Annotated in this window: 18 protein-coding genes; 11 read left to right on the top strand and 7 right to left on the bottom strand. The window is 70.0% G+C overall.

Annotation, left to right across the window (positions count from 1 at the left end; translation table 11 throughout):
* Positions 1-95: 95 nt before the first annotated feature.
* From ACWEOH_RS05545 to ACWEOH_RS05535, 3 genes are read right to left on the bottom strand one after another with little or no spacing between them, the layout of a single operon-like run.
* Positions 96-4,811 carry an NAD-glutamate dehydrogenase gene (locus ACWEOH_RS05545; RefSeq protein WP_452028966.1) on the bottom strand — a complete coding sequence of 1,572 codons (4,716 nt, stop codon included), beginning with the start codon at positions 4,809-4,811 and terminating at the stop codon, positions 96-98.
* Positions 4,808-5,713 carry a universal stress protein gene (locus ACWEOH_RS05540; protein ID WP_452028965.1) on the bottom strand — a complete coding sequence of 302 codons (906 nt, stop codon included), beginning with the start codon at positions 5,711-5,713 and terminating at the stop codon, positions 4,808-4,810. Before ACWEOH_RS05540 ends, ACWEOH_RS05545 begins: the two co-directional genes overlap by 4 nt.
* A complete protein-coding gene (locus ACWEOH_RS05535) occupies positions 5,710-7,200 on the bottom strand; it encodes an APC family permease (RefSeq protein WP_452028963.1) in 1,491 nt (496 codons plus the stop codon). The genes ACWEOH_RS05540 and ACWEOH_RS05535 overlap by 4 nt, the downstream gene beginning before the upstream one ends.
* A 240-nt stretch (positions 7,201-7,440) precedes the next feature.
* On the opposite strand from ACWEOH_RS05535, the gene ACWEOH_RS05530 reads away from it, so the two are divergent.
* Positions 7,441-8,331: a hypothetical protein gene (locus ACWEOH_RS05530; protein WP_452028961.1), complete on the top strand. Its 891-nt coding sequence runs from the start codon at positions 7,441-7,443 to the stop codon at positions 8,329-8,331.
* 18 nt (positions 8,332-8,349) lie between these two features.
* On the opposite strand, the gene ACWEOH_RS05525 is transcribed toward ACWEOH_RS05530, so the two are convergent.
* From ACWEOH_RS05525 to ACWEOH_RS05515, 3 genes are all read right to left on the bottom strand, one after another.
* Positions 8,350-10,146: an acyl-CoA dehydrogenase gene (locus ACWEOH_RS05525; protein WP_452028959.1), complete on the bottom strand. Its 1,797-nt coding sequence runs from the start codon at positions 10,144-10,146 to the stop codon at positions 8,350-8,352.
* Between the two features lie 172 nt (positions 10,147-10,318).
* A complete protein-coding gene (locus tag ACWEOH_RS05520; RefSeq protein ID WP_148732622.1) occupies positions 10,319-10,540 on the bottom strand; it encodes a tautomerase family protein in 222 nt (73 codons plus the stop codon).
* Between the two features lie 26 nt (positions 10,541-10,566).
* Complete coding sequence (locus ACWEOH_RS05515) at positions 10,567-11,364, bottom strand: IclR family transcriptional regulator (protein ID WP_452028956.1); 798 nt, start codon at positions 11,362-11,364, stop codon at positions 10,567-10,569.
* 117 nt (positions 11,365-11,481) lie between these two features.
* Here ACWEOH_RS05515 and kduI point away from each other — a divergent pair, with 117 nt between their 5' ends.
* From kduI to ACWEOH_RS05465, 10 genes are all read left to right on the top strand, one after another.
* Positions 11,482-12,342: a 5-dehydro-4-deoxy-D-glucuronate isomerase gene (kduI, locus tag ACWEOH_RS05510; protein ID WP_452028954.1), complete on the top strand. Its 861-nt coding sequence runs from the start codon at positions 11,482-11,484 to the stop codon at positions 12,340-12,342.
* The gene (locus ACWEOH_RS05505; RefSeq protein WP_452028952.1) at positions 12,339-13,100 is read left to right on the top strand and encodes an SDR family oxidoreductase; all 762 of its coding nucleotides are present in this window, start codon (positions 12,339-12,341) and stop codon (positions 13,098-13,100) included. Before kduI ends, ACWEOH_RS05505 begins: the two co-directional genes overlap by 4 nt.
* A 46-nt stretch (positions 13,101-13,146) precedes the next feature.
* Positions 13,147-14,244 (top strand): sugar ABC transporter substrate-binding protein, encoded by a 1,098-nt coding sequence (locus tag ACWEOH_RS05500; RefSeq protein WP_452028950.1) that lies wholly within the window; start codon positions 13,147-13,149, stop codon positions 14,242-14,244.
* A gap of 1 nt (position 14,245) precedes the next feature.
* Positions 14,246-15,280, top strand: coding sequence for an ABC transporter permease (locus ACWEOH_RS05495; protein WP_452028948.1), 1,035 nt, complete (start codon positions 14,246-14,248; stop codon positions 15,278-15,280).
* Positions 15,277-16,839: a sugar ABC transporter ATP-binding protein gene (locus ACWEOH_RS05490; RefSeq protein WP_452028946.1), complete on the top strand. Its 1,563-nt coding sequence runs from the start codon at positions 15,277-15,279 to the stop codon at positions 16,837-16,839. The genes ACWEOH_RS05495 and ACWEOH_RS05490 overlap by 4 nt, the downstream gene beginning before the upstream one ends.
* On the top strand, positions 16,839-17,840 hold the full coding sequence (locus tag ACWEOH_RS05485; RefSeq protein WP_452028944.1) for an ABC transporter permease: 1,002 nt from the start codon (positions 16,839-16,841) through the stop codon (positions 17,838-17,840). Before ACWEOH_RS05490 ends, ACWEOH_RS05485 begins: the two co-directional genes overlap by 1 nt.
* 30 nt (positions 17,841-17,870) lie before the next feature.
* Complete coding sequence (locus tag ACWEOH_RS05480; RefSeq protein WP_452028942.1) at positions 17,871-19,355, top strand: aldehyde dehydrogenase family protein; 1,485 nt, start codon at positions 17,871-17,873, stop codon at positions 19,353-19,355.
* A gap of 278 nt (positions 19,356-19,633) precedes the next feature.
* Complete coding sequence (locus ACWEOH_RS05475; RefSeq protein ID WP_452028940.1) at positions 19,634-23,695, top strand: metallophosphoesterase; 4,062 nt, start codon at positions 19,634-19,636, stop codon at positions 23,693-23,695.
* Between the two features lie 165 nt (positions 23,696-23,860).
* On the top strand, positions 23,861-24,361 hold the full coding sequence (locus tag ACWEOH_RS05470) for a DUF2975 domain-containing protein (RefSeq protein WP_452028938.1): 501 nt from the start codon (positions 23,861-23,863) through the stop codon (positions 24,359-24,361).
* Positions 24,361-24,606 (top strand): helix-turn-helix domain-containing protein, encoded by a 246-nt coding sequence (locus tag ACWEOH_RS05465; RefSeq protein ID WP_452028936.1) that lies wholly within the window; start codon positions 24,361-24,363, stop codon positions 24,604-24,606. Before ACWEOH_RS05470 ends, ACWEOH_RS05465 begins: the two co-directional genes overlap by 1 nt.
* Positions 24,607-24,830: 224 nt before the next feature.
* Here the strand turns inward: ACWEOH_RS05465 and ACWEOH_RS05460 are convergent, their stop codons facing one another.
* The gene (locus tag ACWEOH_RS05460; RefSeq protein WP_452028934.1) at positions 24,831-25,307 is read right to left on the bottom strand and encodes a hypothetical protein; all 477 of its coding nucleotides are present in this window, start codon (positions 25,305-25,307) and stop codon (positions 24,831-24,833) included.
* Between the last annotated feature and the right edge of the window lie 10 nt (positions 25,308-25,317).

The following is a 25,317-nucleotide window of genomic DNA, read 5'->3' as shown; positions in this document are numbered from 1 at the left end:
ATCCGTTCTCGCAAGGAACCTCGGGTCAGTCATTCGAGGTCGTCAACTGCCCGTCGCAGGCGAGGTTTGACCGGGTTTCACAGACCGCTCCACCGTCAACGGACCAGCGATCGCAACTGTCGGAGGGCGACCGACAGCACGGCGATGTCGGGGTCCGTCACGGCGCTCGCCGCGGCGAGGGCATCGACCGCGCGCTTCGCGGGGATGCCTCCCCCCTCGAGCCATCGTGCGAACCGCTGCTCGAGCTCCACATCACCCGCGTGCGACAGCACCGAGGCGGTGAGCTCGACGAGCACGGCGTAGAGGTCATCGCGCAGCGAAGCGCGCGCCATCGACTGCCAGCGGCCCTCTTGCGGGAGCCCCGAGACGCTGGTCAGCAGGTCGTCGAACCGGATCTCGCCCGAGAGCAGGAAGTAGGTGCGGGCGACCTCGTCGAGGTCCCACCCTCGAGCCTGCGCGAGCTCGACGACATCGAGCAGGCGCAGCGCCTCGAGCAGGCGCGCTCCGCGGTGCGCCAGGTCCTCGGGTACTGCAGCTTCGAGCAGCGCAGCCTTGCGGTTGGCGAACTGGTCGGCCTCCTCACCGCGGAAGAACTCGGCGAGCCGGTCCGAGAGGATCGCGACCGGACCCGCGAACCTCGTGATCTCGGCCCCGATGTCCACCCGGTCGGACCGGCGCTGCACGAACCACCGGGCGGCCCGATCGAGCAGTCGCCGGAAGTCGAGGTACAGCGTGGACTGCGTGCTCGTGTCGACGATGGTGTCGGTGGCCTCGACCGCGACCACGAATCCGCGCAGATCGAAGATCTCGCGCGCAGCGACGTACGCCCGAGCGATCGGCTCGGTGGTGGCTCCCGTCTCGGCGGCGGCGCGGTCGGCGAACGTGATCCCGCCGCGGTTGACCATCGAGTTCGCGACCGCGTTGATGATGATCTCCCGCCGCAGCGGATGCCGGTCGAGGTACGCCGAGAAGCGCTCCCGCAGCTCGGTCGGGAAGTACTCGGCGAGCGTCCCGCCGAACCACGGATCGTCGGCGAGGTCGGTCGCGGCGAGGTCGGACTTGAGGGCGAGCTTCGCATACGCGACCAGCACCGCGAACTCCGGGCGGCTCAGCCCGTCGCCCCTGTGGATGCGCTCCGCGACGTCGGTGCGGTCGGGCAGGAACTCGATCTCGCGATCCAACTCGCCTCGCGCCTCGAGGGCCTCCATCAGCCGTTCGTGCACGGGCAGCATGATCGCCGCGTTCGCACGGGAGTTTCCGAGCAGCACGTTCTGCTCGTAATTGTCGCGCAGCACCTGCGCGGCCACCTCGTCGGTCATCGACGCCAGCAGGGCATTGCGGTCGTCGATCGTCAGATCGCCAGCGCGGACGGCCTCGCCGAGGAGGATCTTGATGTTCACCTCGCGGTCCGAGATGCCCACGCCGGCGGAGTTGTCGATGGCATCGGTGTTGATCTGCGTGCCCGCGCGCGCGGCTTCGATGCGTCCGCGCTGACTCACCCCGAGGTTGCCGCCCTCGCCGACGACCCGGGCGCGCAGCTGGACGCCGTCGACCCTGATGGCGTCGTTCGCCCGGTCGCCGATCTCGGTATTGGTCTCGGTCGAGGCCTTGACGTACGTGCCGATGCCGCCGTTCCACAGCAGGTCGACCGGAGCCAGGAGCACCGCCCGCTTCAGCTCGTTGGGCGTGAGCGCCGCCACGCCGTCCTCGAGTCCGAGCGCCGCGCGCATCTGCGGCGACACCGGGATCGACTTCGCGCTGAGCGGGAACACTCCACCGCCCGCGGAGATGAGCGCGGTGTCGTAGTCGGCCCACGACGACCCGGGCAGGCGGAACAGGCGCGTGCGCTCCGCGAAGGAGGCGGCGGAGTCGGGCTGCGGGTCGACGAACACATGACGGTGGTCGAAGGCGGCGACGAGTCGGATGTGCTCCGAGAGCAGCATCCCGTTGCCGAACACGTCGCCCGACATGTCGCCGATGCCGACGACGGTGAAGTCCTCGGCCTGCGTGTCGAGGCCGAGTTCGCGGAAGTGCCGCTTCACCGACTCCCACGCTCCGCGTGCGGTGATCCCCATCGCCTTGTGGTCGTAGCCGGCGGACCCGCCCGACGCGAACGCGTCGTCGAGCCAGAATCCGTACTCCTGCGAGACGCCGTTCGCGATGTCGGAGAACGTCGCGGTCCCCTTGTCGGCGGCGACCACGAGGTACGGGTCGTCGCCGTCGTGGCGCACGACGCGCTCCGGCGGCACGATCCCCGCGGCAGTGCGGTTGTCGGTGATGTCGAGGAGCCCGCGGATGAACATGCGGTACGCGGAGGTGCCGGCTTCGAACCAAGCGCTCCGGTCGACCGCGGGGTCGGGCAGCCGCTTGCCGACGAACCCGCCCTTCGAGCCCGTCGGCACGATCACGGCGTTCTTCACCATCTGCGCCTTGACGAGCCCGAGCACTTCGGTACGGAAATCCTCGCGTCGGTCGCTCCACCGCAGGCCCCCGCGGGCGACCCTCCCGAAGCGCAGATGCACACCCTCGACCTCGGGCGAGTAGACCCAGATCTCGGCCATGGGCTGCGGCTTGGGCAGGTTCGGGACGCGCTTGCTCTCGAGCTTCATCGACACCCACGACTTGGGGAGGCCCGCGACGTCGCGCTGGTAGAAGTTCGTGCGCACCGTCGCGTCGATGGTGCCGACGAAGGCGCGGAGGATGCGGTCGTGGTCGAGGCTCGGGACATCGTCCAGCGCGCGCAGCAGCTCGTCGCGTACCTGCTCGTATCCGGTGCCGCCATCGGCGCTGTCGGGGTCGAACCTGGCCCCGAACAGGCGGACGAGGCCCGCCGCGAGCGTCGGGTTCGCGGTGAGCGCCTGGTCGATGTAGTCCATCGAGAAGGCGGAGCCGATCTGTCGCAGGTAGGCGCCGATCGCACGCAGGATGACGACGTCACGCCAGTCCACGCCCGCCCGCAGGACGAGCGTGTTGAGGCTGTCACCCTCGGCGGCGCCCGACCAGATCGCGAGGAACGCCCGCTCGAACGCCGCTGCACGGACGTCGTCGTCCCACATCTCGGCGTCATGCAGGCTCAGGGCGAAGTCGGAGATGTGCCTCGTCGAGCCGTCCATGAGGGTCACATCCTGGGGGCGATCGTCGATCACCTGGACGCCGAGCGCGGTGAGCATGGGCAGCACCTCGGTGAGCGGCCGCGAGGCGGTGCTCACGACCCTGAGGAACCGAAGGCGGGGATCGTCGCCAGCGGCGTACAGGTGCACCGTGATTCCGCCCGAGTCGTCCAGCCGCTCGATGCGCCCGACATCGGCGACCGCCTCGTCGGGTGTCGTGGAGTCCTTGTACGACTCCGGGAAGGCGGCGCCGTATCGGGTGAACAGCCCGGCAGCCACCTCTTCGTCGTGCACGCGGTGCAGGGCGTCGACGAACTCGGAGTCCCACGTGCGGATCGCGGCTTCGAGGCCGGCGTTGAGCTCCGCGACATCGACCGGGGGGATGTCGACGCCCCGCGGCATCCGCAGTGTGCAGTGCAGTTGGGCCAGCGGCGAATCCCCGACCTTCGCGGTGTGCTCGATGAACTCGGCGCCGTAGGCCTCGGTGAGCAGGGACTCCACGCGCAGTCGGACGGGCGTGTTGTACCGATCGCGCGGCATGAACACGAGTGCCGAAACGAAGCGGCCGAACTCGTCACTGCGGACGAACACCTGTGAACCCCGCCGCTCCTGGAGCTTGCTGACCTGCGTCGTGACGTCGAGCAGGTGTTCCGGCGAGTCCTGGAACAGCTCGTCACGCGGGTAGTCCTCGAGGATCTGCAGCAGGTTCTTCGCGGAGTGCGAACCGGGCGCGTGTCCGGAAGCCTCCAGCACGGCGCTCACCTTGGCCGCGATGACGGGGAGCATCAGGACGGACGACGCGTAGGCCGTCGAGGTGAACAACCCGATGAGGCGACGCTCGCCGGTGACGTTTCCGACCTCGTCGAATGTGCGCACTCCCACGTAGTCGAGGTACACCGCCCGATGCACCGTCGAGCGGGAGTTCGCCTTCGTGACGGTGAGCAGCCGGGGGGCTCGCGCTGTCGCCCGGGCTTCCGGTCGGAGATGCGCGACCCGGGTGGGCGCATCGCGGAGGATGCCGAGACCGCTGTCCGGAATGGGACGCAGCACGTCCTCGCCGTCGACCACGTCGAGCGCGTACTCGCGGTAGCCGAGGAAGGTGAAGTGGTCGTCGGCGAGCCAGGTGAGGAACTCGACGGTGCTGGCGACGGCTTCCGCGGCCACCCCGGTCGGAGGGGAGGTGCGCAGGTCGGCGACGATGCCGAGGCAGGTGCGCCGCATGGCGCTCCAGCCGTCCACCGCGGCGCGGACATCGGCGAGCACGGACCCGATGCGCGCCTGCAGCGCCGCGCGCTGCTCGTCCGTCGGGATGCGGTCCGTCTCGATGTGCATCCACGACTCGCGCAGGCCGTCGTCGGTCCCGATCGCCAGGAGGCGCCCCTCGGTGTCGCGGCCGGCCGAGAGGATCGGATGCAGCAGCAGGTGGACGGTGAGGCCCGCGTCGGCGAGGGCCGCGGTGACCGAGTCGACGAGGAAGGGTGCGTCGTCGGTGCAGATCTGCACGATCGTGCGACGCGACGTCCACCCGTTCTCGGTGAGTGTCGGCGTGTACACGGCCACGCGAGCCTCGCCGGACCGCCGTTCGTCGGCGAGCGTCGTCAACGCGGTGAGCGCACCCGTGACGTCACGTGGCTCCCGACCTTCGAAGCTGTCCGATGGGAGCGCGCGACGCAGCTGCTCGGCCAGCACCGCGGCGGTCATGCTCGGCCTTCCGCGGCGGCCCCGGGGACCGCGACCACAGGGACTGGCGCGTACCGGATGATCTTGGTCGCGCTCGATCCGAGGAACACGCGAGCCACCGGATGCGTCGCCGACGAGCCGATGGCGAGGATGTCGCCGTCCTCCCAGTCGAGCATCCTGATCGCCCGCGCCCAGTCGGCGCCCTGGGCGATCGCGAACTCGAGCGAGGTCTCGTCGAACCCCTGCGAGTCGAGGTAGGTCTTCGCCTCGCGCTGGGCATTCGCGGCCTGGGCTTTCCAGAGGTCGATCACCTGGGTCTCGGTGTGGCTCGAACGGGCCGTGACCGGTCGGCGCGGCGGTGCGACGACGAACGTGGCCACGCGGAGGTGTGCCGATGCCCGGTGGCAGATCTCGGCGACGCGGGCCAGCAGGGACCAGCTCGCGTCATCGTCGCGGAATCCCACGGTCACCCGAGTCACGGGGTGATCGGTGCGATAGCCGCGAGGAGCGATCGCCACCGGGACGGGTGACGAGTGCACCAGGCGGTCGGTCTTGGAACTGAGCCGGATGCGGCCGGGCTCGGCGTCGCCGCTGGAACCGACGACGAGCATCCAGGCATCGGACCGGGCCGCCTCCTCCAGCAGGGCGTGGGGTACCGAACGGTCGCTCACCCAGGCGGCGGAGCCTTCGATGGTCGGGTGCTGGGCGAGATCGTCGCGCGCCTCTGCGGCGCTCAGCTCGCCCTCTTCTGCAGCCCATGCCTCGAATTCCCGGTCGGTTCCACCCGCCGCCGGCGTTCCCCATCCCTGCGGGACGACGGAGATCGCGCGCACGTCGCCGGGTACCGAGCGGGCGAGCTGACACGCCAGCTCGATCGCGCTGCGATCGTTGTTGTGCGGCCCGTACCCGACGACGTAGGTCACTGCTTCTCCAATTCGGGGTGGATCGGCTCCGAGATCTCCTCGTCGGAGGTGTAGTGGTTCAGCGTGGCGTGCCGCCGGCCGTACGCGAGGTAGAAGACGAACACGATGGCGAGCCACGTGAGGCAGATGATCCAGGTGATCGGGCGGAGGCTCACGAGCACGTAGATGCACACGGCCACCGTGAGGATGGGGACCACCGGGTACAACGGCACCTTGAAGGGGCGCTCGAGTTCAGGATGCCGCCGCCGCAGCACGATGAGCGAGATCGCGACGACGCTGAAGGCGACCAGGGTGCCGAACGACACGCTGTCCCACAGGTAGTCGGACGGCACGAATCCCGCCACGAGCGCCACCAGGATCGAGACGACGACGGTGTTGTAGACCGGCGTGCCGTGCTTGGGGCTGACGGCGAGGAACTTCTTCGAGACCATGCCGTCGCGCGAGATGGAGAACAGGATGCGCGTCTGGCCGTACAGGGTCACCAGCGTGACCGAGAACACCGAGATCACCGCACCGGCCGACAGGATCGTCGCCCAGATCGGTGTTCCGGTGACCAGCTCCATGACCTTCGCGAGTCCGGCTTCGCCGGCTTCGGGCGTCGAGTACCACTCGACCGGCATCGCGGCCAGGCCCGCGATGCACACCAGGACGTAGACCCCGGTGACGATCAACAGCGCGCCGATGATGGCGCGGGGGATCGCCTTCTGCGGATTGCGCACCTCCTCGCCGGCGGTCGCGACCGCATCGAGTCCGATGAACGAGAAGAAGATCACCCCGGCCGCTCCGCTGATGCCGGCGGCCTGGGCGAAGAAGTCGTCGAAGTGGTCGGCGTTGAAGGCGGAGAGTCCGATCACGATGAACAGGCCCAGCACGCCGAGCTTGATGCACACCATGATCGCGTTGATGGTCGCCGACTCCGAAGCACCGCGGATGAGCAGCAGCATGCACAGGCCAACGAGCACGATGGCCGGCAGGTTGACGACGCCACCGGTGGCCACGCCGTCATCGCCGGGGATGAACGAAATGGAAAGCTCCGTCGGCAGCTGGAACCCGAACAGGAGGCGCAGCAGCTCGTTGAAGTAGCCGCTCCAGCCCACCGCGACCGCCGAGACGGCCAGCCCGTACTCGAGCAGCACGCACCCGCCGACGAGGACCGCGACACCTTCGCCGAGCGCGTGGTACGAGAACGAGTAGGTCGATCCGCTCACCGGGATGGAGGAGGAGAGCTCCGCGTAGCAGAGCGCCGACAGACCGGCCGCGAGACCCGCGAGCAGGAACGAGATGATCACCCCCGGCCCGGCCACCGGGATCGCTTCGCTCAGCACGAAGAAGATGCCGGTTCCGATGGTGGCGCCGACCCCGAACATCATGAGCTGGAACGTGTTGAGCTTGCGCGGGAGCTCCGTGCCGGGATGGAAATGATGCTGGAAGATGATCGGCTTGCGTCGGAGCAGCTGGGCACCGAGCCCGAGACGTTGATCGGACATGGACGCTCCCCTTTGAACGCTGTTGGTCCGAGTTTCCCGCTGGGGAGGCTCGATGTCGAGCCCGTGGTCCCATCCGTCATCCGTATGCCGGTCCTTCGTGGTCGGCGCGGCCCCCTGACACGGGGTGGCGGCGCCTGGCGGGTGCGGGGAGGATGGTCGGCGACGAATCGGCTCTGCCGCAGGGGCGTCACGACGTGCGGCACCGCGTGCCCGCGGACGAGCCGAGGGAAGGCGAGCACGATGAAGCGCCTCACGCACGCGCCGAACGGATTGCGCATCGGCTTGGTCGCCATCACGGTCGTGTCGAGCGCTGCGGTGCTCTCGATCGCGGTCCCGACGGCGGCGGGAGCGGCCGGCTCCGCCACCGGCTTCACACAGCCCTACGCCGGGACGCCGGAGTACGAGAAGTGGACGCCGACCCAGGCCGGCAACATCCGCCAGGTCAACCAGCCACTCGGTCAGCAGGCCGCAGATCTGATCGCCCGCAAGCTCGGGCTCGACAAGCAGCTGGTCTTCACACCGGAACAGTACGAGCTGTTCATCAACGGCGAGGGGATCGATGGCGATCCGGCATCCGCGGCGCTCATCGACGAGAGCGTGAGCATCTTCACGAACACGACCGGCAACCCCCTCTACGCCGATGTGGATGGCACGACGACACCGTTCGTGCTGGCCAGCTACGGGCTGTGGGTGAGCGGGAGCGGGGTGCTGATGAGCCTCGCGAATGAGGACGCACCGACGAGGGAGGTGAACCCGCTCATCTCACCGGGTGGGTACGTGGACCACTGGTGCGAGCAGAACGGCTGCGAGCAATCGCTCGCGATGCTCCACCGGTCGGCCTACCAGTCCGAGATCGCCTTCGCGATCGCGTCGCAGCAACTGCCGCAGTCGGACCCCGCCCAGCTCGTTCCCAACGTCAAGGGCGGCGGGAGGAGCACGATCGTCGGGATGTCGATGGCACCGTCCATCTGGATCATCAACTTCACCCTGCTCTACGTGCTCAATCCCGCCGTGGCGGCGCAGATGCCCGGCTGGTGGACGCCGATCCCTCCCGACGTCGCGGAAGCGATACTGACGAGCTCCGACGGCCAGGTTCCGTACGGCGAATTCGAGTCGTCGTTCCCCGGCTGATTCCGGTCGTGTGACGCGTCAGACGCGTGCGGTGCGACGCACCACGTCCCCCAGCGCCTCAGCATCGAGGGCGAACAGGTCGCGTGATCCGGCGGTGGCGGCGCCGACGAGTCCGGATGCCGCGGGCAGCAGCTGCTCGGCGTAGAACCGCGCCATCGGCAACTGCGCCGCCGCGACGCTGTCGCCGTCGAGCGTGCGAGCGGCGAGCGCGGACTTCGCGAGCAGCCAACCGCCCACCACGAGCCCCCAGATGCGCAGGTACGGGCTGGAGCCCGCGAGCACCGAGTTGGGGTCGGCGACGCCGGTGCGCAGCATCCACCCGGTCGTCTGCTCGAGCACGTCGAGTCCCGTGTTCAGCTGCGCCCGGATGGACGCGAAGTCCTCGCCGGCGGCAGCCAGCTCGCCGTCGAGCTCGCGCATGGTGGCGATGAACTCGAGGAACGAGGCACCATTGCGCACGCCGAGCTTGCGGCCGACGAGGTCGGCGGCCTGGATGCCGTTCGTGCCCTCGTAGATCGCGGTGATGCGCACGTCGCGGTAGTGCTGGGCGGCTCCGGTCTCCTCGATGAATCCCATGCCGCCGTGGATCTGCAGCGCGAGCGAGGTGAGCTCGTTGCCGAGGTCGGTGCCGAACGCCTTGCAGATCGGGGTGAGCAGGCCCACGATCTCATCGGCCCGGGCGCGCGTCGCGGCATCCGGATGGTTCGTGGAGATGTCGACGTACACGGCGTTCTGGAGCATCATCCGGCGGAGCGCGGCGATGTACGACTTCTGCGTCATGAGCATGCGGCGCACGTCGGGGAAGTCGATGATGGGGGAGTCCTGCGTGGCGCCGATCGCGCGGCCCTGGATGCGCTCCTTCGCGTAGTCGAGCGACTGCTGGTAGGCCCGCTCGGCGACGGCCAGGCCCTGCATGCCGACCGACAGGCGCGCGCTGTTCATCATGACGAACATGATGCGCATGCCGAAGTTCTCCTCGCCGATGAGGTAGCCGGTGGCATCCTCGTACGACAGCACGCAGGTGGGTGAGCCGTGGATGCCCATCTTGTGCTCGAGGCCGACGGTGTGCACGCCGTTGCGCTCACCCAGCGAGCCGTCCTCGTTCACCAGGTGCTTCGGAACGATGAAGCAGGAGATGCCCTTCGTGCCGGCGGGCGCGTCGGGCGTGCGGGCGAGCACGAGGTGCACGATCTGGTCGCTCAGGTCGTGGTCGCCGAACGAGATGAAGATCTTCTGGCCGGTGATGCCGTAGGTGCCGTCGGCGCGCTTCACAGCCTTCGTGGTGAGCGCGCCCACGTCGGATCCGGCGTGGGGCTCGGTGAGGTTCATGGTGCCGGCCCACTCGCCGCTGACCATCTTCGGCAGCCACGCCTGCTTCTGCTCCTCGCTGCCGTAGTGGAGGAGCGCCTCGATCGCGCCCTGGGTGAGCAGCGGTCCGAGCGCGAACGCGATGTTGGCGGTGGTGGTCAGCTCCTGGATGGCGAGGCCGACCGTTCGCGGGAACCCTCCGCCGCCGAACTCCTCGGGAAGGGGCACCGAACCCCAGCCCGCGTCGACGTAGGCGGCATAGGCCTCCTTGAAGCCGGTGGGCGTCGTCACCGTCCCGTCGGAGTTCAGGCAGGCGCCCTCGATGTCGCCGGCGCGGTTGGTGGGGGCGACGACCGCAGCAGTGAAGTCGCCGAACTCGTCGAGGATCTCGGAGACCGTGTCGAAGTCGGCGTGCTCGAAGCCCGGAAGCTGCTCGACCTGGTCGTAGCCCACGACGTGCTTGAGCGCGTAGGCGAGGTCGGCAACGGGCGGACGGAAATCATTCATCTTCGGACTGTAGACCAGGGCCTGCCGCCGGGCGTCGACCTCTGTCGGGATCGACGATGCGGGCCGGTCGCTCCGGCGCCGCCCTTGTGGCATCCGGCAATCGGGGGAACGATGCGCGGCGTCGACTCAGTCGGTGGCCGACGCCGCGTTGGCAACCTCGGCGTCGGGCCGGTCAGGCGCCGTGCTTCGCCACCACGTCGGCCCGAGACGAGTCCTCGCTCGCGAGCACGCCGCCGTTCGCGACGACGTCGGCGGAGATCTCCTGGTACACGATGCGCACGTCCTGCGGGCGTGCGCCGAGGATGTCCACAGCATGCGCGGTCACGGCTTCTGCGAAGGCGCGTCGCTGGTCGACGGTGCGACCCCGCAGGAGCTCGACGGTGATGTTGGGCATGGTTCCTCCTTGATTCGGGTCGGATGTCAGATCGCGGTCACGCGCCGGCTGCCGAACTGCCGGCTCAGCTGGTCGCGGGTCTCGAGGAGCAGGTCGATGATCGAGCGCTCGCGCTCGTCGTCCAGCCGCGCGATCGGCACCGAGCAGCTGATCGCGTCCTTCGACGGCGTCTGGAACGGGAGCACGACCGCGAAACATCGCATGCCGAGGCCGGCCTCCTCGGCGTCGACGGCGTAACCCTGGCGCCGCACGTCGGCGAGGTGCTCGATGAGCGCCTCACGCGAGGTGATCGTGTGCTCCGTCGAGGCGGGCAGCTGCTCGGGCAGGATGCGCCGGATGGTGTCGGTCGGGAGCTCGGCGAGCATCACCTTGCCCAGCGCCGTCGCGTGCGCCGGAAGACGTCGTCCGATGGCGGAGAACATGCGAAGCGGATGCGTCGACTCGCGCTTGGCGAGGTAGACCACGTCGGGCACCTCGAGGCGGGCGAGGTGCACGGTCTCGCCGGTCTCCGCGGCGAGCCCGTCGAGGGCGTCGGACGTGCGGAGCACCGTGGGGTCCTGGTCGACGTAGGACGACCCGATGAGGAGCGCGTTCATGCCCAGCATGTAGGTCGACCGCGCCGAGTCGCTCTCGACCCATCCCCGGTGCTCGAGCGTGCGGAGGATGCTGTGCATGCTGCTCTTCGGGATGCCGAGACGCGCCGACAGCTCCGCGAGGCTCGCTGCGCCGGACGCGAGCGCCTCGAGCACGTCGAGCGTGCGATCGGCGGACTTCACGGGCACGAAGTCGGGGTCGTCGGCGCCGCTGGACAGGGGGTGGGACATCGGTTCTCCTTGACGCTGGCCGTTCACATTCTTGAACGATGTTCTCATACTTGACTCGCCGTGCCGAATCAGTCTACGGTCTCCGTACAAGATACGGAACATCGTTCAAGGATGAGGATGGATGGCCTGCCTCTCCGCGACCGACTCGAGGAGCAGCGCATGGACATCGACCGCCCGGCCATGGACGCCCAGCGCGCCCGCGCCGCGACGACGCAGGAGTTGCGGGACGCGTTCCTCGTCGAGGGCCTCTTCCGGGAGGGCGAGGTGTCGACGCTGCACACGGCGGAGGACCGGATGCTCATCGCCGGGGTCGTGCCGTCGGGCTCGGCCCTCGAGCTCCCCGAGATCGAGGCGCTCGGGCCCGACGGGCTCGCCAGGCGGGAGTTCGGTGTCATCAACGTGGGCGGGCCGGGGACGGTCGTCGTCGACGGCGAGCGGTTCGAGCTCGCACCGCGTGACGGCCTGTACGCCGGGCTCGGCAGCTCCCTCTCGTTCGAGGGCGCCGGGGCGCGCTTCTACGTCGTCGGGACCCTCGCCCACACGCGACTGCCCGCCGCACGCATCGCCTTCGACGAGACCGAGCCGGTCGAACTCGGCGACGAGGCGGGCGCCGGCCGCCGGCGCCTCTACCGCTACATCTGGGGCGGCGGCACCGTCGAGTCGTGCCAGCTGCAGCTGGGCGTGACGGTGCTCGAGCCCGGCGCGGTCTGGAACACCTTCCCGCCGCACCTCCACGAGCGGCGCACCGAGATCTACCTCTACTTCGAACTGCCCGACGCCGCTCGAGTCGTGCACCTCATGGGCGAGCCCGAGCACACGCGGCACCTCATCGTCGCGAACGAGCAGGCCGTCATCGCGCCGCGCTGGTCCATCCACTCCGGCGCCGGGACCGCGCGATACTCCTTCGTCTGGGCGATGGCCGGCGACAATCGCGACTACGGCGACCTCGCCCCGGTTCCGGTGGAGGACCTGCGGTGACGGTCGACACGCTCTTCTCCCTCGCGGGTCGTCGCGCGCTCGTGACCGGTGCGAGCTCGGGGATCGGACGGCAGATCGCACGCGGACTGGCCGCGGGCGGGGCATCCGTCGTGCTGATCGGCAGATCGGACTCGCTGGACGCCACGCGTGCGCAGATCGCCGCGCAGCACGGCGATGCCGTGATCGCGCGCCTCGACCTGCGCGACACCGACGCACTGGAGGAGGCCGCCGGCGAACTGGCCGTCGAGCACCCGGTCGACATCCTCGTCAACTGCGCGGGCACGATCCAGCGCGGTCCGTTCCTCGACGTCGACGACGACGAGTGGCGGGACCTCATGGCCGTGAACCTCGAGGCGCCCCGCGTGCTGAGTCGGGCCTTCGGCGAGGGCATGCTCGCCCGCGGGCGCGGGAAGATCATCAACATCGCGAGCCTGCTCTCGTTCCAGGGCGGCCGCCAGGTCGCCGGGTACGCCGTGAGCAAGCACGCCCTCGTGGGACTCACGCGGGCGCTCGCGAACGAGTGGGCCGATCGCGGGGTGCAGGTGAACGCGATCGCCCCCGGTTACATCGCCACCGACAACACCGCGGCGCTGCGCGCCGACCCCGAGCGCGACCTCGAGATCCTCTCGCGCATCCCGTCGGGGCGCTGGGGTCGCCCCGAGGACCTCGTCGGCGCGGCCGTCTTCCTCGCCTCGCCGGCCTCCGACTACATCACCGGACACACCCTCGTCGTCGACGGGGGGTGGATGTCGCGATGACCACGACCACCCACCTCACCACGAATCCCGAAACGGAGCACAGCACATGATCAGCACATCCGCCCGCAGCCGGCGCGCGCTCGCGTTCGCCGCCGCCGGCCTGACCGCGCTGGCACTCGCCGGCTGCGCGACCGAGTCCGCCGCCGAAGGCGACGGCGGACAGGCCGCCGCATGCGCACCCGAGGACATCCAGCTCATCGGGCAGGTCCGCAACGAGACCAACCCGTACGAGAAGGCCTGGCTCGACGGCGGCGACGAGTTCGCCGAGTCGGTCGGGCTCACCCAGACCCGCCTCACCTACGACGGCGAGTCGCCCAAGCAGCAGGAGCAGCTGCGTCAGGCGCTCAGCACGGGCAACCCCGAGTGCATGGTGCTCAACGTGCTGCCCAACGGCGACTCCGACACGACGCCGATCGTCAAGGAGGCGGATGCCGCCGGAGCGTACCTCGTGACGCACTGGAACAAGCCGGCCGACCTCAACCCCTGGGACGGCTACGACACCTGGATCTCGCACATCACGTTCAACGGCGTGGACTCGGGCCGCCAGATCGCCGAGGCGATGTTCGAGGCCATGGGCGGCGAGGGCGGCATCATCGCCCTCCAGGGCATCCTCGACACGAGTGCCGCGAAGGACCGCTTCATCGGCCTGGAGGACGCGCTCGCCGAGAACCCCGGCGTGACCCTCCTCGACGAGCAGGCCGCCGACTTCGATCGCACGACCGCGTTCAACGTGACCAAGACGCTCATCACCAAGCACGGCGAGGCGATCAAGGGCGTTTGGGCGGCCAACGACGACATGGCGCTCGGTGCGCTGCAGGCGCTCGAGGCGGCGGGCATGAGCGGGGTCGCCGTCGTGGGCATCGACGCGGTCCCCGAGGCGGTCCAGGCGATCGCCGACGGCAAGATGACCGCGACGGTGTCGAGCGACGGCCCCTGGCAGGGCGGCATCGGCCTCGCGATGGGCTACTGCGCACTGACCGGCGAGCTGGCGGTCTCCGACCTCAGCAACGAGGAGCGCGCCTTCTTCGCGAAGCAGACGCTCATCGACGCGTCCAATGCGGAAGCGAACCTCACGCCGTCGGTGAACCTCGAGGACTTCGAGTGCGGCAACCTGTTCAACCGCGTCGACGGCCCGGTGAGCTGACATGACGCCCGCCCGGCTCGGGCAGGCGCCGCCCGAGACCGGGCGGGCCGCCGGCCCACGACCTCGATCGCGCCGCTTCGATCGTGCGACGCTGCTCGCCGACTTCGGTCCCCTCGCGGCCCTCGTGCTGCTCTGCATCCTCTTCGCCGTCCTCAGCCCGCAGTTCGCGACGTGGGGGAACGTGCGGAACCTCCTCGACTCGGCGGCGGTGCTCGCGGTCATCGCGGTCGGCCTCACGTTCGTCCTGCTGCTCGGCGCGATCGACCTGTCGATCGAGGGCGTCATGGCGACCGCCGCGCTGAGCGTCGCGCTCCTCGTCGCCAACAGCCGGAACGACATCGACCTCGGCCTGCTGGGCGTCGTCGCGGCGGTCGCGCTCGGCGCGTGCTTCGGCCTCGCGAGCGGCATGCTCTCGACGGGGCTCAAGATCCCGTCGTTCATGACGACGCTCGGCGTCTCGGCCATCGGCATCGGCATCGCGACGGTGCTGTTCGGGGGCGTGCAGCCGACCCTGCGCTCGGCGGAGCTCGCAGAATGGGCCGCCGGACAGTGGCTCGGACTCACCCGGCTGACGTACGTCGCGATCGCGGTGGTCGTCATCGGGCTCCTCGTCCAGCGGTACACGCGGCTCGGGCGGTACGCACGGGCGATCGGCGGCGCCGAGGAGCTGGCACTACTCTCCGGCATCCCGGTGCGTCGCTACAAGACCCTGGCGTTCACGTTCGGGGGCGCCGCCTACGGGCTCGCCGGCGTCATGGTCACGGTCCAGCTCGGCTCGGGGATCGTGCAGGCCGGCGTCGGGCAGAACTTCGCCGCCATCACGGCCGCCGTCGTCGGCGGCACGCTCCTCTCCGGAGGCCGAGGCGGGGTGCTGCAGTCGATCGTCGGGGTGCTCATCGTCACCGTCCTCGCCAACGGACTCGTGCTCATCGGAGTGAGCCCGTACGTGCAGCGGGCGGTGCAGGGAGTGATCGTCGTCGCGGCCGTCGTCATCACGGCGTGGCCGCTGCGGCGGAGATTGCGAGTGGTCAAGTGAGTGCGGACATCGAGACGACCCTGGACGTGGAGCGTCCCTCGAGCACCGCGCCGGTCCTGGCGGTACGGGAGCTCCGGAAGCGGTTCGCCGAGACCACGGCCCTCGACGGCGTGACGTTCGAGGTGCGACCGCACGAGGTGGTCGGGCTCATCGGCGAGAACGGCGCGGGCAAGTCCACCCTGCTGAAGATGCTGGTGGGGCTCGCACAGCCCGACTCGGGCTCGATCGAGCTGCGCGGCGAGCGCGTCAGGATGCGCGGCATCGCGCAGGCCGGGGCCGCAGGAATCGGCATGGTGTTCCAGGAGCAGTCGCTGATCCCGAACCTGACGGTCGCCGAGAACATCCTCCTCGGCGCGGAGGGCCCCGCCGTCGTCGGCGGCCTCTATCGCTGGGGAGAGCTGCGGCGGCGCGCCCAGGTGCAACTCGACAAGATCGGCTCGGACATCTCGACCGACGCCGTCACGGAGAGCCTCAGCTTCGCCGACCGGCAGCTCGTCGAGATCGCCAAGGTCCTCGCGACCGAGGAGCGCACCAACGCCGAACCGGTCGTGCTCCTCGACGAGCCGACCTCGGTGCTCGACCGCGACGAGACCGAAGTGCTGTTCGCCCAGATCGAGCGGTTGCGCACCCGCGCCTCCGTCGTGTTCGTCTCGCACCGCCTCGACGAGGTGCTCCGGGTCTCCGACCGCGTCTACGTGCTGAGGAACGGCCAGACCGTGGCGGAGTGCGTGCCCGGGGACGTCGACGAGGCGACACTGCGTCGGCTCATGATCGGTCGCGACCTGGAGGGCAGTCACTACGACGAGGAGCGGCAGCTGCCGCCCCGCGACGAGGTCCGCCTGGCGGTGCGCGGACTCACGGTCAAGGGCGTGTGCGATCGCGTCGACTTCGACCTCCACGAGGGCGAGGTGCTCGGGATCGCGGGCGTGCAGGGTTCGGGCCGGGAGGAGCTGTGCCGGAGCCTCTTCGGCGCGCTCGCCAGCCGCAGCGAATCCGTCACCTTGCAGGGGCGGCCGCTCCGGTCGCGCTCGCCTCGGGCCGCGATCGCGTCGGACATCGGCTTCGTGCCCGCGGAGCGCCGTCGCGAGGGGATGGTCGGCTCGATGTCGGTCGCCGAGAACATCACCCTCCCGCACCTCGCCGAGGTGTGTGCCGGTCCGCTGCTGCAGCGGGGCAAGGAGCGGGCGCTCGCCGACGAGTGGATCGAGCGGCTCAGCATCCGCACCCCGTCGGCATCGGCGCCACTCGGGTCGCTGTCGGGCGGCAACCAGCAGAAGGCGGTGCTCGCCCGCTGGCTCGTCTCCGACTCGCTGCGGCTGCTGATCCTCGACCACCCGACGCGCGGGCTGGATGTCGGGGCGAAGACCGAGGTCTACCAATTGATCCGCGAGCTCACCGCGTCCGGGATGTCGGTGCTGCTCATGGCCGACAGCCTCGAGGAGCTCATCGCCATGAGCCACCGCGTCCTCGTCATGAAGGACGGGCGCGTCACCGAGGTCATCGATGCACCCGCGGGCGCGAAGCCCGCCCCGCTGCGGGTGCTGGAACGGATGGTGTGATGAGCGTCACCGACAAGACCGGCACGTTCGCCCGACTCGGCGAGCCGCCCCGGCTCACGCAGACCACACGTCGACAGCTGCTGCTGACCGTGATGCCCATGATCGTCCTCGCGGCACTCGTCGCGGCGATCGCGATCGCGAACCCGAACTTCCTGCGCCCGCTGAGCATCTGGACGGTGCTCGATTCGGCGGTGCCGCTGATGATCCTGGCCTCGGGGGCGATGCTCGTCATCCTGTGCGGCGGGATCGATCTCTCGGTCGCCGCGCTCGCTTCGATGGCATCGGTGCTGGTCGCCCTCTGGATACCGGCGCTCGGGCCGTGGGTCGTGCCCGTGGTCGTGCTGGTCGGCGCCCTCGCGGGGCTGCTCCAGGGCGCCATCCACGTCGTCGCCCAGATCCCGTCGTTCCTCGTCACCCTCGGCGGGCTGGCGGTCTGGTCGGGGATCGCCCTCGTCGCCTCCGGGGCGTCGACGATCGGCGTCTCGGGTTCGACCCTCGACTGGACGTTCACCCGGATCGGCCCCTGGCGCATCCCGAGTGCGGTGCTCATCGCCGCCGCGATCGTCGTGGTCTTCGCGCTCGTCCTCACCTTCACCCCGGTGCGGCGCTGGCTCATCTCGATCGGCAGCAGCGAGCCCGCCGCGCTCATGGCCGGCGTGCCGGTCGCCCAGACGAAGATCGCCGCGTTCGTCGTGTCGGGCGCGTGCGCGGGATTCGCGGGCGTGATGCTCGTCGGCCGCACCTACAGCGGTGCACCGAGCCTCGCGGATTCCCTGCTTCTGCCGGTGGTCGCCGCCATCGTGGTGGGTGGGACGGCGATCACCGGTGGATTCGGCGGAATCGGACGTACCGTGATCGGAGTGCTCATCATCACGGTGCTGCGCGTGGGACTCTCGGTGGCGGGCGTCGACTCCTCGTACGAGCAGATCTTCTACGGGGTGCTCGTGATCGCCGCGGTCGCCCTCACGATCGACCGCTCCAAGCTTCCCTTCGTCAAGTGACCGCACATGACGTCAACTGAAAGGAACACCATGACCAACGCAGCCCTGCTCCCGAGCGTCGCCGAGTTCGTCGGCTCGCCCCGGCGGCTGCTCATCGACGGTGCGTGGCAGGATGCCGCGGACGGCCGCACCTTCGCGACGATCGACCCCGCGACCGAGGATGCGATCACCCAGGTGGCCCAAGCCGGACCCGAGGATGTGAACCGGGCGGTTGCAGCGGCCCGCCGCGCGTTCGAGCACGGCTCCGCGTGGAACCGGTTCACCCCGCGCCAGCGCGGACGCCTGCTGTGGAGGATCGCCGACCTGCTCGAGGAGCACGCCGACGAGTTCGCGCAGCTGGAGGCGCTCGACGGCGGCAAGCCGTTCGTCGGCGCGCGCGACGGCGACGTGGCCACGGCCGCTGAGCTGTTCCGCTACTTCGCCGGCTGGGCGAACAAGACCGAGGGCACGACGATCCCGCTGTCCAGCGAGACCTCGGAGTTCCTCGCCTACACGGTGCGGGAGCCGATCGGGGTCGTGGCCGGGATCGTCCCGTGGAACTTCCCGCTGACGATGGCGGCGTTCAAGATCGTCCCCGCGATCACGGTGGGCAACACCGTCGTGCTGAAGCCGGCCGAGCAGACGCCTCTCAGCGCGCTGCGCCTCGGCGAACTGCTCCTCGAGGCCGGACTGCCTGCGGGAGTCGTCAACGTCCTTCCCGGGTTCGGCGACACCGGTGCGGCCCTCGTCGCGCACCGCGACGTCGACAAGGTGGCGTTCACCGGGTCGACGGAGGTGGGCAAGAAGATCGCGGCGGCTGCCGCCGGCAACCTGAAGAAGGTCTCGCTCGAGCTCGGCGGCAAGGCTCCGAACCTCGTCTTCGACGATGCCGACCTCGCCAAGGCGATCCCCGGCTCGGCGCACGCCGCGTTCTTCAACCAGGGCCAGTGCTGCGTGAACGGCTCACGCCTCTACGTGCAGCGCGGCGTGTTCGACGAGGTCGTCGCAGGAATAGCGGAGATCGCGCGCGGCATCCGTGTCGGCAGCGCCTTCGACGAGCGCACCGACATGGGTCCGCTCATCTCGGACGAGCAGTTCGCGAAGGTCACGGGCTACCTCGAGGCGGGCGTGGCCGAGGGCGCGACGGTCGCCGAGGGCGGCGTGCGCGTCGGCGACCGCGGCTATTTCGTGCGTCCCACCGTCTTCACCGACGTGAGCGAGCAGATGTCGATCCAGCAGGACGAGATCTTCGGGCCGGTCGTCACCGCGGTGCCGTTCGACACCGAGGAGGAGGCGATCAGACTCGCGAACAACACCCGCTACGGACTCGCAGCGGGCGTGTGGTCCCGCGACATCGGCACCGCGCACCGGGTGGGCGGCCGCCTCCGGGCGGGCACCATCTGGCTCAACTCGTGGCACGCCGACGACGTGACGCTGCCCCGCGGCGGCTACAAGGAGTCGGGCTGGGGTCGCGAGCTCGGCTCGTTCGGCCTCGAGGACTACACCGAGCTGAAGACGGTCATCGCCGAGCTGTGACGGTCTCGCGGCTCGTCGAGCCGCGAGGCCCCTCTCCGGCCATCGACGCGCGCAGCGGGTCGTGACGCCGGCGTCCCCCCGATCCCGGCATCGGGACCTGACCTCCCCCGGTCGTGCACCCGCGCGACCGGGGGAGATCGCTTTCCGGACGCCCGGCCTTCTCCCCGTGCTCGCACAGCGTTCACCGAGCGCCTCCACAGTGTGCCGTGGGCGTGCCCTGGCCTCGGTCGGTGCCGCGCGCCCGCTCATCGAGGACGAAGAGGAAGGACGGCACGCCGATGCGGCCGAGCAGTCAACGCCCAGAGGGCGAAGCGAGACGATGGAAGGGGCGGGCGGCCGCGGTCGCGGCGGCGGTCGTCACGGCGCTGGCGGTGTCGGGATTGGCGGTGCCCGCGGCATCCGCTGCGCCGTTCACGACCGAGAAGCCCGGTGCGACGACCCCGGTCGCTCCGACGCTGAGCCCCGAGAACGGTGCCTGGCTCGAGGGTGACGTCACGGTCGCCTCGGATGCCACGACCGCCCGCGACCCCGTCGCGAGCCTCGCCATCGACGGCGCACCGATCACGGCCACGCAGACGCCGGGCGTCGCGCACCTGACGTTCGACATCGGGAGCAACTCCGCGTCCGCCGCATACCGCAACCACCTCGTGGTCAACGGCCACCGGATCGACCAGGACCGCACCTGGGTGTCCGAGCGCGTCGATGTCCCGGTCCCGAACGACTGGCTCGTCACGGGCGAGAACACCGTCGAGATCTTCGCGGGCACGTCGAACACGGCGTGCGGCGTGAACTACGACGACTTCGTGATCACCGAGGTCGGCCTCGAGCTGCTCGGCGAGGTCGCCGACGGCGAGGAGAACCCCTTCACCTTCAGCTTCGGCGACGGCGACTGCGGCACGCAGACCGGTGACATCGTGCACGCCGAGCTCTCGTTCTTCGTGCTCGGCGACCCGCTCGCCTCGCCCGGTCTCTCGGCGGAGGTCGACACGCGCGCGCTCGCGAACGGCGCGCACGAGATCGTCGCCACGACGGCGGCCGGCGGCCGTGTCGCCCACGCGGTCACCGTGAACAACGCACCCATCGGCGCGCCGAGCCTGGCGCCCGAGGACGGCACGCTCGCGCACGGGACGCAGACCGTGTCGGCCTCGCAGCCGGCCGACGAGGAGGGCGGCGTCTCGTCGCTCACCATCGACGGCTCCGTGCCGCCGGCCGCGACGAGCCTCGGCGCGGGATCCTCGACGTTCAGCTTCACGGTCGGTTCGAACTCGATCGAGCACCGCTACCAGAACCACCTGCTCGTCAACGGCCACCAGGTCGACATCCTCGGCGACTGGGTGAGCCAGCGCGTCGACGTCCCGGTGCCGAACCGCTACCTCGTCGCCGGCGAGAACGTCATCGAGATCGTCGCCGGCGACATCAGCTCGACCTGCGGTGCGAACCTCGACGACTTCACGCTGACCGACGTCGGGCTCACCGTGAGCACCGGTTCGGCGGCCGGCCTCGCCATCGCGCCGAGCTACTCGATGGGGGACGGGAACTGCGGATCGTCGACGACGGCGCTGCCGAAGGCCGAGACGCGGTGGACGGTCGACGCGCCGGCGGTGGCTGTGCTGCCGACGCTCGGCTCGGGCGAGGCCACCCTGAGCTTCGACGTCGGCTCCAACTCGATCGACGCGACGTTCGCGAACCTGCTGTTCGTCAACGGCATCCGCTACGTGCTCGGCGGCGACTTCGTGAGCGAGCGGGCGAACGTGGTCATCCCGAACGAGTGGCTGCTCCCGGGCTGGAACACGGTCGAGTTCGTGACCGGGACCACCGCGACGGGCTGCAACCGCGACGACTTCACAATCTCGAACGTGGCGCTCGCGCCGGCGTCGGGCGCGGCCGCGCTCCAGCGACCGAAGACGTCGTACGCCCTCGGCGACGGCACGTGCGGGTCGAACATCAACCTGTTCCGCGAGGTCGACCTGCACTTCGAGGTCACGGATGCCACGGCGCAGGGCCTGCGCACCGAGCTCGACACCACGGCCATCGCCGACGGCGCGCATGTGGTCGCCGCGGCATCCACCACCGGCGAGGTCGCGACGCGCACCCTGCTCACCGACAACTTGGCGCCCGCGGTGGCGTCGAGCGTGCCGGCGGCCGGCGCGACGATCACCTCGTCGGTCGCCCTCGATGTGCAGCTCGACGACGCATCCGGTCTCATCGGCACGCCCGAGCTCACGCTCGACGGCGAGCTGGTCGCGCTCGGATCGCTCGTCGGCCCCGGCCTCGGCGCCGGCGACCACACCCTCGCGGTCACCGCCACGGACGCGCTCGGCAACACCGCGACCCACGAGGTGGTGTTCGCCTCCGCAGGCATCCCCGACGTGCCCGCCGAGCTGGTTCCGGCCGGCGGGGCGAACGGCGTCGCCGGCACGGTGACGCTCGAGGCATCCGTCGCGGAGCCCGACGGCGGCGACGTCACGGCCGAGTTCACGCAGGCCGAGATCCTCACGCCGAACCAGGGTTGGCAGGGGTCGGCGCCCGAGGTGCCGACCTCGCTGAACGTCGCCGGCGAGCAGAACCTCGGCGACACGAAGGCGCTCGCACCGGGCGACGGGGCGACCCTCGACGCCCCGGCCAGCCGGGACGTCGCGTTCCAGCGCTTCGACGTGCAGGTGAAGGGCCACGTGGCCGACCCGGTCCTCCGCTGGGAGGGCGTCATCGACCCGACCCGCGTGGTGTCGCTGCGGGCGTGGAACCTGTCGACCGGCGCGTGGGACGTGCTCGCGAGCTCCCGCGGCGCGCTCGACGGGGACACGCAGCTCACGGCGATCGTCGACGAGCGCTACCTCGACGTGCAGCAGGTGCACGTGATGATCACGGGCGAGGACCCCTTCGCCGACGAGCTCGACGCGGGTGCGGAGGGCTTCGCCGACCCGGCGTCGTACGACTTCTCGATCGCGCACTTCACCGACACGCAGTACCTGTCGGAGGGGGCGACCGAGCAGGAGTCGGCGGCCGAGCGGGCGATCTGGGAGAAGGCCTACGGCGACACCACCCGATGGATCGCGGCGAACGCCGACGACCGCAGGATCGAGTACGTCGCGCACACGGGCGACATCATCGAGAACAACATCCGCACCCCAGCGGATGCCGCGATGATGCAGGAGGTCGTCGGCGAGTTCGAGGTGTCGTCGCGCCAGCAGCAGGTGCTGGACGACGCGGGCGTGCCCAACCAGGTCATCGCGGGCAACCACGACAACCGGTCGGGCACCGAGGACGGACCCGGGGCGATGTACAACCAGTACTACGGCCCCGATCGCTACGAGGCAGCCGACGACCAGTGGATCGACGCGGAGTACGGCGGCCCTTGGCGCGAGGGCGACAACCAGAACAACTACACGCTGTTCTCGGCGGGCGGCCTCGACTTCGTCGCGGTCGGACTCTCGTACGGCGTCACGCGCGAGGAGGCGGAGTGGGCCGACTCGATCTACAAGCGCTACCCCGACCGCAACGGCATCCTGCTGTCGCACGACTACCTCGCGGCGAGCGCGCAGCGCGACGGTCGCAATTCGGGATACGCCGCGCCCGACGGGTCGATGCTCTTCAAGACGGTCGTGGAGGACAACCCCAACGTGTTCCTCATCCTCGCCGGCCACGTGCACGGCGTGGGCACGAACGTCAAGCCGAAGGTCGGCGTGGTGGGTCATGGCGTCGTCGAGATGCTCGCCGACTACCAGAACTACACGGTCACGGCCGAGGAGCTCGGGCTCACCGAGATCGGCGGCTACGCCCCGACCGACCGGCTGCGGTTCGGCGCGAGCTACCTGCGCCTGCTGCAGTTCGACGTGGACCGCGGCGAGATGATGGTCGACACGTTCTCGCCGTTCCTCGACGACTTCGGCGCCGACGAGTACGACCCCGCCCTGCGGTACGGTCCCGAGTCGGACAACATGGTGCTGCCGGTCGACCTCACGTCGCGCACGACGAGCTTCCGGACGGACTCGCTCGCGCTCTACAACCCGATCGCGGTGGTCGGCGAGTCGACGGTCGCGTCGGGCGAGGTGGCGTCGGTCGAGTGGACGGGGCTCAAGCCGGGCACGACGTATGCCTGGTTCGTGGTCGCGCGTACGGAGGGCGGCGGCGTGACGCCGTCGCTGCCGAGCGTGTTCGTGACGAGCGACGCGCGCGGCCGGCCGGGGGCGGTGTCGCCGGAGCTTGCGCCGTACGCGACGCCGACGCCGACGCCGACGCCGACCGAGCCGACGCCGAGCGCGCCGTCGCCGACCGCGCCGGTTCCCGCGACCGAGCCGCCGGCGTCATCCGAGCCGACGGAGACGCCGTCGGGTCGCTGACGCACAGCGGGTGACGTGGGGCGCCGCCCCGGCTCGACAGCCGGGGCGGTGCCTCGCCGTGCACACGCACGGGCCTCGGGGCATCCGATGGCTGCTCGCCGTGCATCGAATGAGAGCAATTCGAAACCTATTGACAAACGATAGAAAAGACGCGAGGGTCGATGCATGCTGAAGCTCGATCGCGTCCTCGTCCCGCTCAAGGTCCTGCTCGCCCTGCTGTTCGTCGGCCTGATCGTCGCCGAGGTGCTGAGCGTGCCCGGCCAGTTCATGGAGTCGGCCCGCGGGATCCGGCCCGAGTTCGCGCACATCCCCTGGTTGATGCTGGTGTTCTCGATCCTCGTGCTGATCGGCGTGCAGGTGATCATCGTGTGCATCTGGCGGCTGCTCGACCTGGTGCGGGGCGAGCGCATCTTCAGCGAGCAGGCATTCGCCTGGGTCGACGCCATCGTCTGGACGATCGCCGCCTTGTGGCTGCTGATGCTCTTGGTGTTCGGCTACGTCGTCGGCTTCCTCTACTTCACGCCCGAGCTGCGGGACCCGGGCATCCCGGTCGTGCTGTTCGGCATCGGGCTCGCCACGAGCGTCGTGCTGCTGCTCATGGTCGTGATGCGCGCCCTCCTCGGGCAGGCGGCGGCGATCCGCGCCGACCTCGAGGAAGTGATCTGATGCCGATCATCGTGCGCATCGACGTCGAGCTCGCCAAGCGCAAGCTGAGCGTCGGCGACTTCGCCGAGCTGGTCGGGCTCACACCGGCGAACGTCGCGGTCCTGAAGAACGGACGCGCCAAGGCCGTGCGCTTCAGCACGCTCGAGGCCATGTGCCGGGTGCTCGACTGCCAGCCGGGCGACTTGCTCGAGTGGGTGCCGGGCGCCGAGGCGGGCGATGCTGACGGGGCGGATGCCGCGGGCTGAGCGGATGCCGCGGGGGGAGCGTGGGCGGCGGGTCGGGCCGCCCCGGATCTCCCCAGATCCTTCAGGTGGGGGCGTCCCGGCCCGCCGAAGTGGCGAGACGAGGATCTCCCCGGTCATCGTCTCGCCGCACTGATTCTGCCTGATGACCCACCGATTCGAGAAATCCTCACCACGGGTCTTGACGCGACGCGACGCGGTGTGCGCTCATCGCCCGCTCCGACGGGTCAGGCGCGGACCGGCTGCCGTGGCGCGTCGGCCGTCGCCGGGAGGACCCCTCGCACCGTCACGACGGCCAGCGCGACGAGGAGCACGAGCAGTGCGGCATCCGCTGCGATGTAGGCATAGTGCGCCCAGTCGGTGCCCGGCGCCTGGGCGCCCGCGAGCACGAGGTCGCTACGGCGGTTGAGGACCGGGCGGATGACCGCCACCTCGACGAGGTAGACGAGCCAGATCGAAGCGAGCAGCACGAGCGGCGTGCGCGCGGGCCGCGGGCGAAGGCTGGCCAGGGTCAGTATGACCAGGACGATGCCCGTGGCGATGTTGAGCGCGGTGAAGACGAGGCGGCCGATTCCGAGCCCGAGCGGGATGGTGATGCCCGGTGCGAGGAACTTCAGCGGCGCCTCGAGGAACGAGATCGCCACGATCATGCCGATGAGCAACGGGGGGAGCAGTAGGCGGAGGGCGAGCGCGGTGCGAGCCATGTTTTCTACA

The sequence above is a fragment of the Agromyces sp. NPDC004153 genome, from assembly GCF_053603635.1.
The sequence above is the reverse complement of the archived record's forward strand: the minus strand, read 5'-3'. Positions and strand labels throughout refer to the sequence as shown.